The organism is Alkalihalobacillus sp. NPDC127517 (genome assembly GCF_050276055.1).
Classification (GTDB): Bacteria; Bacillota; Bacilli; order Bacillales; family Bacillaceae_D; genus Alkalicoccobacillus.
On sequence record NZ_JBNNQX010000001.1, the window covers coordinates 319961 to 329341 of the forward strand.

Annotated in this window: 9 protein-coding genes; 1 reads left to right on the forward strand and 8 read right to left on the reverse strand. The window is 39.9% G+C overall.

Annotated features, from left to right (window positions below; translation table 11 throughout):
• Positions 1 to 3: 3 nt before the first annotated feature.
• The 7 genes from ACQKKO_RS01450 to ACQKKO_RS01480 form a co-directional block, all read right to left on the reverse strand.
• Positions 4 to 1527: a hypothetical protein gene (locus ACQKKO_RS01450; protein WP_498643600.1), complete on the reverse strand. Its 1524-nt coding sequence runs from the start codon at positions 1525 to 1527 to the stop codon at positions 4 to 6.
• Positions 1528 to 1635: 108 nt separating this feature from the next.
• A complete protein-coding gene (flgL, locus tag ACQKKO_RS01455; protein ID WP_498643602.1) occupies positions 1636 to 2802 on the reverse strand; it encodes a flagellar hook-associated protein FlgL in 1167 nt (388 codons plus the stop codon).
• 191 nt (positions 2803 to 2993) lie between these two features.
• On the reverse strand, positions 2994 to 4820 hold the full coding sequence (locus tag ACQKKO_RS01460) for a TcaA second domain-containing protein (RefSeq protein WP_498643604.1): 1827 nt from the start codon (positions 4818 to 4820) through the stop codon (positions 2994 to 2996).
• Positions 4821 to 4908: 88 nt separating this feature from the next.
• A complete protein-coding gene (locus tag ACQKKO_RS01465; protein ID WP_498643606.1) occupies positions 4909 to 6312 on the reverse strand; it encodes a zinc ribbon domain-containing protein in 1404 nt (467 codons plus the stop codon).
• 18 nt (positions 6313 to 6330) lie between these two features.
• On the reverse strand, positions 6331 to 6837 hold the full coding sequence (locus ACQKKO_RS01470; RefSeq protein WP_498643608.1) for a zinc ribbon domain-containing protein: 507 nt from the start codon (positions 6835 to 6837) through the stop codon (positions 6331 to 6333).
• A gap of 251 nt (positions 6838 to 7088) precedes the next feature.
• Entirely contained in the window at positions 7089 to 7631 is a 543-nt protein-coding gene (locus ACQKKO_RS01475; RefSeq protein WP_498643610.1) for a GNAT family N-acetyltransferase, read from the reverse strand.
• 103 nt (positions 7632 to 7734) lie between these two features.
• Positions 7735 to 7929, reverse strand: a complete 195-nt coding sequence (locus tag ACQKKO_RS01480; protein WP_498643612.1) for a hypothetical protein — start codon at positions 7927 to 7929, stop codon at positions 7735 to 7737.
• Between the two features lie 266 nt (positions 7930 to 8195).
• On the opposite strand from ACQKKO_RS01480, the gene ACQKKO_RS01485 reads away from it, so the two are divergent.
• Positions 8196 to 9020 (forward strand): methyl-accepting chemotaxis protein, encoded by an 825-nt coding sequence (locus ACQKKO_RS01485; RefSeq protein WP_498643614.1) that lies wholly within the window; start codon positions 8196 to 8198, stop codon positions 9018 to 9020.
• Positions 9021 to 9092: 72 nt separating this feature from the next.
• Here the strand turns inward: ACQKKO_RS01485 and ACQKKO_RS01490 are convergent.
• Positions 9093 to 9381: hypothetical protein (locus tag ACQKKO_RS01490; RefSeq protein ID WP_498643616.1), on the reverse strand; the 289-nt coding region annotated here is incomplete at its 5' end.

Genomic DNA, 9381 nt, shown 5'->3' on the forward strand with positions numbered 1-9381 from the left:
AATTTATAAGACAAATGATTGTGTAGAATCATTCATAAATTCATCAAATTCTTTCGGTTTCACGTATTGAAGCTCAATCTGAAATTGGGCCGCAAGATTCTCCCAACCTTTTATAAAACGATCATGGTCAGGACTTTCCATTGACTCAGATATTGTATCAATACATTCCATTAATCGATTTGTTTTATCCGCTAAATACTTGTCACACATCTCTTTTAATGCTTTCTGCCTTTTAATTAGTTCTGTTTTCACTTGGTAAGCACGAATCTCTAACTCTTTTAATTGTAGCGTCGAGTCGGATGCTTCTTTCATGATTTGTTTTACACAAGAGTAAACAGTCGTTCCCACAAAGAATCCCACAGCCCCTGCAACCATTGGCCCTAAGACTGCTGATAACACAAGAGATGCTGCACCACTAGCAAAGGAACCTATGAATCCTGCAATGGTCTTGTCGCTTAAATCAAGAAATAAGTCTCTCAACGTATATTCAGGAGTTCGAATATATTTAATGATCAAGTTAGAAAGTTCGAATAAGGAGGATGTAACTACATTTGATTTTGAAACAGACTTAACTAATTGATGTTGTGAAGCCGTCAACCAACCTTTTAATAGAGAACTTACATATGTAACGGAGTAGGCTGTACCAAATGCATAACTAGCTTCCTTCAGTACAGCTTTTGCAGCCGTAATATAATCCGGTTTCTCTTGTTTTGATAGCAGGATAGTTTGATGAACTAAAGACGTTAGTGCGGCAATAATGGCAGAATCTCTTCCTTGTTTGAAAGCGGCCTGATGCGAAACTTGACTTACTTGTTTTATCGTCTCTTTTAAAGGCTGTTTCCTAAGTTTTTCGGCTTGATCTCTGGTTACTTTACTGTCTCTAAGACGACTTTCAACTGACTTATATCTACCAAGTTGTTCTCTTTTACTAGCAAGATCTTCTGGCTTATCGAGTTTCTCTAGAACCGAGATCTGATTTTCCAAGTCCTGTCTACGTTGTTTAAGTAAATCCAGGCTCTCTACAAACTGGTCTGATGGGATATCCAAGAATTCCGCTTTTTTATATTTATCAAACTCTTTTTTACTTATTAATTTTTGAACGTTTGTTTTCACACTCGCTCTAAATTTCATTTGTGAAGTATTGAGCCATTGGCCATTAGAATCTAGTAGAGGTTGGCCATTTAAATCCACAGCTAATTGATCAAAGGAGGTATGATTAACGGAACCTATACCATCCGTTCTTCTTACACGATTAGAATTCTTATTTAGAATGTTATCTGCATTTGTTTTAGCCTCACTAAAGATTTCAGCCGAAAAACCAGCTTGTTGAAGGATATTTTGATGACTACTGCTTTTCATCTGTGAAACATCCTTTAATCCTTTCACATGCTTTCCATTTAAACCTGTGTATCCTCTGTATCCCTTGATATACTCCGCAATAGCCTCACCATGTCGAGAGGTTCGTTCCTCTGCTAACAACATAAAAGAAACAGACAATGCCAAATTCATCACACTTGTTCGTTTCAATGAACACACTCCTTTAAGAAGTAGTATCTCCATAAAATGCAAAAATAAGGATATACAAGATAAAGAAATAAGACTCCGGAAGAACCGAAGTCTTATAAGTAGGATAAATTATCCAAGAAGTTGAAGAACTTGTTGTGGAGCTTGGTTTGCTTGAGCAAGCATAGACTGAGAAGCTTGAGAAAGAATGTTGTTCTTAGTGAACTCCATGATTTCTTTCGCCATGTCAACGTCACGTACACGAGACTCAGCAGCTTGTAAGTTTTCAGAAGTGTTGTTTAGGTTAGAAATTGTATGCTCAAGACGATTTTGTACAGCACCTAATTTAGAACGCTCAGATGAAACTGTTTCGATAGCATTATTAATTGTAGTGATGGCTGCAGTAGCTTTGTCACCATCAGTAACATCTAATGCTTCTCCATCAGTACTTCTTAGCGAAAGAGATTCTGCACGCATGTCATTGATACCAACCTTAATGTTCTGACCGCTATTAGCTCCGATTTGGAAAGAAAGAGAATCCCCAAGATCAGTTTTAGCATCCTCAGCTTTCTTAAAGCTGATTGTTACGCTTTCTCCAACTGCCATGTTAGCAAGACCTGAGATAGCAACGTTATCTCCAGCATTAACACCTACAATTTCAGTTGCATCTGCATTTAAAGTAATAGTAGAACCATCTGGAACAGTAACTGTAAACTCATCTGCAGCATCATCTGGTGCATCTGCAGCTTTGTCATTACGAGTGATAATTATCGTTCCAGTGTAATCTAAATCATCATCTGCATCTACAGTTAATTTAACATCAGCCTGACTGTTATTCTGAATTGAGTGAGTACCAGCAGAAGCAGGTTTTAGTCCTTCTTTTTCACCATTTAGAAGTTTTTGATTGTTGAACTCAGTAGAGTTTGCAATACGATCAATTTCATCTGTTAATTGACTTAACTCTTTTTGGATTTCATTACGATCTACTTCAGTGTTTGTATCATTTGAAGATTGAGTTGCTAGTTCACGCATACGTTGAAGGATGTTGTGAGTTTCAGTAAGGGCTCCCTCAGCTGTTTGAATTAGAGAGATACCATCTTGTGCGTTACGAGAAGCTTGATCCAAGCCACGTACTTGAGCGCGCATTTTTTCAGAGATTGCAAGACCTGCAGCGTCATCCCCTGCACGGTTGATGCGAAGACCTGAAGATAGTTTTTCTTGAGCTTTTGCTCCGTTTGCTTGGTTTGCGCCCATTTGACGGTGCGCGTTCATTGCGGATAGATTGTGGTTAATAATCATGTGATAGTTCCTCCTTGAGTTTTGACCCGTGACACATCCTTGTGTTGGGTTTGTTGTTTGATTGTAACAGCCTGTTATGGCGTGTTCTTTGTTTATATCGGACTTGGCGTGAGGATGTTTAAGGGTTTTTTAATCTTTTTATTGAAAAAAAGCACATGGATTGAGTGACCCCAACCATGCGCTCTTCTATATTACAAATCCACACTACTAACTGTATCGATTTTAACTAGCTCATTCAACAGCCAAGTCTCGTTCTTTTCGTCATATATTGCTTTGTATGTTCCAGTAAATGTTTTCTCACTGTTACCATTTTCTGGATGGTAGATCTCATAGACTTCTATTGTTTGAATGGTATAGCTTCCATCTTCGTTTTCAGACCTGCTTGTTACTTCTGCTTCTACAAAGCTTTCAGAGATGTCTTTTTTATAAAAATCAAGAATATCTTTTTCCATATATTTTTTGAATTCAGTTGTCCCAACATCATCAAGATAATCTGCGTCACCCCAATTTACAGCGTTCGCATAGTAAAAACCAAAATTCTCAATTAAAGCACTTGCCGCGTTCTCTGACAGTTTGTTCTTTTGTCCTTCTGTAATCGAGGCCTCTGTTGATGAACTCTCGTTTTGCTCGTCACGAGTAAAATTATAGGTCTCTGTTGACTCAACATAACTTGCATCAGTCTTTGATGTTACTTTCCAGCCTTCTTCACTATAGATGAGTTCAAATTCCACTTCTTCTTCTAATGGTTCAATATTCGGTGTGTCTCCCTTATAATACCAAGACTGTTCCCAGACGATCTTGGTTGGAAGAATTGCTTTCCAAATGGTACCCACTGGAGATAGCCTTGTATTATTCCAATCAATTCCGATTTGATTTAAATATCCCGCGTAGTAATGCTCGTAATCAATGGAATATTCAATTTGATCCTTGGCTTCCTCTAAAGACTCTCCACTTAGAAAATCTAATTTATTTGTATCTTGTTCTTGGTAAGCAGTTCGCTTTGACAATAGAGCGCCACTGATAGCACTCGTCAATTCTTGTTTTAATTCATCATCCGGTGCCAAAGCTGCGCTAAATGTTGATTCATCGATGGTGAGAGCTGGACTGGACAACTTCCCAAACGGTGTCTCAGATTCAATGTGATAGGATATGGTTCCATCAGTTAGTAATGGACCAAACTCAAAGTATCCAGATGTCACGTCTAGTTCTTTGTCAATATCTTCAAAAATAAGTTTCGTCCCAGCGATATAGTTGTCTGTGATAAATGTGGCTGTATTTAAATCAAAGTCCATATAATGGGTAGTAGAGTCATATACATTAAGCTCTACTTCTTTTTCATTTGTTCCAAAATCATTCTCTACTTTACCTACAAGCTTATAGAGTCCAGGCAAGTATTCGCCAAGATTGTATTCACTATCTTTATACGTTGAATCAACTGCTTCACCGTCAACCGTGAGAGTCAGATCAGGCGATTCGCTTCGCACAATTACCGGAGATGCTTCTAAAACAAACGCGTAGTTATCAAAGAATAACCACGTTTTCCCTACTTTTTCATAGGTTACTGGGAAGTCCTCATAGTAACTGTAATAATAGTACTCATTTTCTAAGTCCCATTTTGATAACATACCAGCATCCGCTTCCCATTTACCCTCTAGCCCTACAAAAGCACCCTCATCCTGCTTCATGTAAGCAATCAAAGATTCTGCATGCTGATCCGTCACTTTTAAATCTTTGTTACTTGAAGCAAGATTCTTCTTCACTTTTGATACGTTTCCTTCGTTTAATGCCTCAACAAACGAATCTAGCACTTTCTCTTTATCTGCCATGGCTTTCCCAGTGAAAACAAAGGCCGTTGCCAAAACAACGACACCTACACCCGTTGCTGCCATGATTTTTGTTTTCTTGCTCATTGGTGTTTTGCCTTTACTTGTTGTAACGAGCTCTGGTAATTTCGTTCCGCATTTACTGCAGAATGATTGATCTTTATTAAGTTGATTACACTCAGGGCATTTTTGCATAGTGTTCACTCCTGGTTGATATTTATTTATTTTACTTTACAGAGAGGAAACCTAGGGCTGCTAGTTTCTTCATTAGCTCACTCCACTCTTATGCAAAGAATTTTTGTTTGATTTGATATCCTGCCCACGCAGCTGCTCCAGCAATAATCATAGTAAAGATGAAGCCTAATATTGAAGAAGCTCCAATTACTGCGGTGTATTCCAGGAAATAGATATTAATCGAGGACAGCCAAATGAATGCCATATGAATGAGTCCAGCCGAGATTGCATATGCACCGATTGAACGACGTAATGGGACCTGTTGCTTAGCGATCCATAAGAATCCTGCTAATCCATGTGCAATAAGAGGAATGATAAACAAGATTCTGGCCATTCCTGCTAATTCATTGATTTCTTCTTCTTCATATTCATCGCCGATTGACGACTTCGCTCCTGTTAACGCGTTATAGCTAATCGTATAGCTTTCATAATCTATATAGGCATCAGCTGAAATGGTAAGAAAGTGACTAACATGCCAGAAGTAAGCCGTTAGTTGCGTTGCTGTTACGAACGTTTCAGCCCCATCATTTGATCCGCTATCTGAAGCAGTAGTCAGTCCAGCCACTCCCAGGAGTAACGCAACACATAATGCAGAATGAATCATTGCACGTTTAAACGCTGCTAGATAACTAAATTCATAGAATTTACGGCTGATCGTTAAACCAATGAGCATAAATAACGCACTGATGACAAAGGCGTGAATGATTGCACTAAAAAATCCATAGGATGCTGTCGCGGACACGGATACAAATCCACCATCCATCACTTCAATCGACCTGGACGCAAATAAGCTAAGGACAGCTAGGAGAAGTGAATAGATTGCTGCTGGAATCACGATTGTGCGAGTTAGTTTCACAGGTAGGATTCCTCGACTCTTCTTCCCTAACAACAAGCCGATCACTGTAAATACAAGAGCTGGGACGATTAGATAAAGGATAAAACCTCCTTGCATGACGAGAGACACATCTATAAACCCACCGTCTAAACTGAACACTGTACTCACAAAATGAAGAATAAGAAGAATATCTAGAAATGAGAAAATACTTACTCCTAAGCTACCCATCCCAAACAGTTCATCAGCTAGAATTTGATTAAACAATCCTGCTACCATAGCGGAAATAATGCTTAATATAATAAGTGCAATAACTGGATAAATCGCTAATTTTACATATGAGATTGGTTCTGATGGTTGTTGTGCCGGAGCTGCATTTGGTGTATCCGCAGGCTGAGATTGTGTGTTAACTGACTCAACCGTCTCCGTCGACATCCCGCAATGTGTGCAATACAGAGCATCAGTTGGTAACGAGTGGCTGCATGTTGTACAGTGAGCCATTTTTTGCGCGCTTAATATAGGGGTTTTTGTTTCTTTCACTGAAGCCTCTAATTCGACTCCATCATGTTGGCAGTACAAGGAACCTGCCGCGTTTTTTGTTCCACATTGTTTACAGTACATAGCTTCCTCCGTCTCGTCTTAGATGGTTGTTGAATTTGTTGTTGCCGTTCCACAGCATGGGCAGAAGTTTGCCCCTTCAGGCATATCTGTTTTGCAAGTCGGACAAGGTGTAACAGTTGTTGCCTCAGGTTGATCCTGCTTTTTCATTTCTGCGCCACAGCCTCCGCAGAACGCTGCATTCGCATCATTCACTTTTTGACATGATTCACAAACCGCCCCGTCTTTTGCTTGTTCGTTCAGAAGTGAGAGTTCTTTATTTTTTTGGTAGATGAACGTGTCCTGCTCAACGATTTCAGCGCTCGCATCAAGTAATTCACGATCTTGAATAGATCCTGCGCGTAGCTTTTTGTACGTTAATTGACCTAATTTCAGTAAGGCTTCTGCCTTTAATCGAGACTGCTCTTGAATCTCACGTTTGATTTTCATCGTTTCTTGAGTGGTTTGGATTTTCTGCTTTCCTTGATCAATCCCACCTTGAACCTTGGAGAGACCTTCCTCCATCTTTTCTTTCCAGCTTGTACTCATTTCAATCCACTCCCCTTCCATTTTATAAACACATTTTTCCATTATACAAAAGAACTATGTAAAAGTAACTATTTATTTAGTACAGTTTGTAAAAGAAAGTATCAATATTACATAGTTACCAATGTGCTTATTTATTTGGAAAACCTTGATTCTATGCACACTTGTAACGTTTTCACACAGTACAGTAACACTGTACTTTTGCAACTAAAAAACCGCACGAGTGGTGTGCGGTTTGGCTAAATACTCTTTTATTATTTCCCCATCGGCGGCGTTCCAAGAACATCCTTATCAAATCGCTCCGGAATCAACACCTTGTACATCAACACACCAAGATCCCCGTTGTCATTCTCATGACTAAAGTAATCCACATACCCCTTACGCTTATACATATCTAGCAGCCACGGGTGCTTGCGGCCTGAGGTGCCGAGCACGTAGGCTGGTACCTTAAATGTATTTATAAGGAGCTCGTTCTCCACATAGTCCATCAGCTTGTTGCCAACGCCCTGACCACTTAAGTCAGGAGCTGTCGCAAACCACCAGACAAAGGGATAACCGGAAACAGGTGTGGTGCTCTCCCAAGGGAATCGGATTGTAATCGTTGATACAAGTCGACCATCGCGTTCAAGCACAACCGCTGTCGATTTCTCTATATTTTCAGTGACCATCTCAAGCGTTGCGCGAGTGGAAGGCCAGTCGATGCCCATGTCGGCGAGTGGTTTAAAGGCTGTATTCATTAATTCAAGAAAAGCAGGCGCATCCTCTTTTGTCGCGATGCGGAAAATATCGTTGCTCATGGTTGATCCTCCAATGTCAAAATACGTACTTATGTATCCTACCAAGTTAGCGTGTCCAACCACAAGAAAAAGCAACCACCCGGGTGGGTGGCAGCTAGCTTGGTTACTGGTGAGATTGGTTTTTTTCTTGTTGTTTGGCTATGAAGAGTTGGTAGATAAGCATGAGGATAACACCAGCACGAATAGAATGCTGGATGATTGGCTCACCTATAAATGAAATGACCCCGACTAATTCTAAGATGAGAATAACTAGTAAGAGACCAAGTAAAGCCTTGTGAATTGTGGAAAGCTGTCTCATCGTCTCACCTCTTTTTTAAAGATATTAATCTTTTCCCTGAGGTAGATTAGGAAAAACGTGGATTTTCTTATAAGTTAGCCTATTAAAATTTCAAAAACAGGGTATAGAGTAATAGTACATTTGACCTTGTGATGGAGAATCATAGTTAAGTGATTCGATTATATATTGAGTAGACAGTAATGCTCATTGTCAAATTTTGTGCAAAAAATGTTGTTTAGATTAAGTCGATAAGTAAAGTAGCTTGGCAATGAGAGGATGAAAGTAAGTTGAATCAATTAGAGAGTTTAGTACATGCAGCAGAGGATATTCAAACCGTGTTTGGGAAGGATATCTTAATTGTGATTACAGATCGAGAGAAGTTTCTATCGTTCCTTCCGAGTACAGAAATCGATTTAGATATACCTGTTGGAAGTCCACTAGCCAAGGATGATACCAATGCAAAGAAGGTTTTCGCTGGCGAATACACATCCGAAACCTTGCCTAAGGAAGTTTATGGTGTTCCTGTATTTGTGCGTGCATTTCCGATTAAGGATGAAACAGGTCAAGTGATTGGGCAATTCGCAGCGGTTCGTTCATTGGAATCAAAACGACAGCTTGATGAATATATGCATACAATTGGTGGGATCATTGATGGACTTCAAGAGGCTTCAAAGGTTGTCGCCGATCACTCAAAACAATTAGCCCAATCAAGTGAACAGATTTCTCACCAATCGACTCAATCCTTAACTTTGACAGATCAAACAGTAGAATCCGCAGAAGAAATCACAAACATCCAACGCCAAACCAAGGTACTCGGCTTGAATGCTTCAATTGAAGCAGCTCGAGCTGGAGAAGCCGGAGCAGGATTTGCCGTTGTCGCAGGAGAAGTTCGAAAGCTATCAGACGAAACGACAAAAACAACCGGTAAAATCAATGAATCTCTCGAAGATATCCAAAGTCACATGGAAGCTCTCGTAAAGAGTGTAAGCAAAATTAAGCAAGCCTCTGACGAACAGTCAGGTCTCGTTACTGATTTTAGTCAGCTCATTAATGAGCTTGAGCAAGTGAGTTCAGAAATGAAAACGTACTTTGAAAAAGTGACTTCGAATTAATGAGTGTTGGCCTTCTTCCTTTGTGGGGAGGAGGTTTTTTTGTTTTGGAGCGGAGGAGCTGGGGGGTGTGTATTACTTTTTTTTGAGCGGAGGGGGTCGGGTTTTGCGCATTTCAGCTTTTTTTGAGCATAGGACCCGGGATTTCGAGCATTTCAGCTTTTTTTGAGCACAGGACCTCGGGTTTTGCGCATTTCTGGCTTTTTTGAGCATAGAGACCGGATTTTTGCGCATTTCAGCTTTTTTTGAGCACAGGACCCGGAATTTTGAGCATTTCAGCTTTTTTTGAGCACAGGACCTCGGGTTTTGCGCATTTCTGGCTTTTTTGAGCATAGAGACCGGATTTTTGCGCATTTCAGCTTTT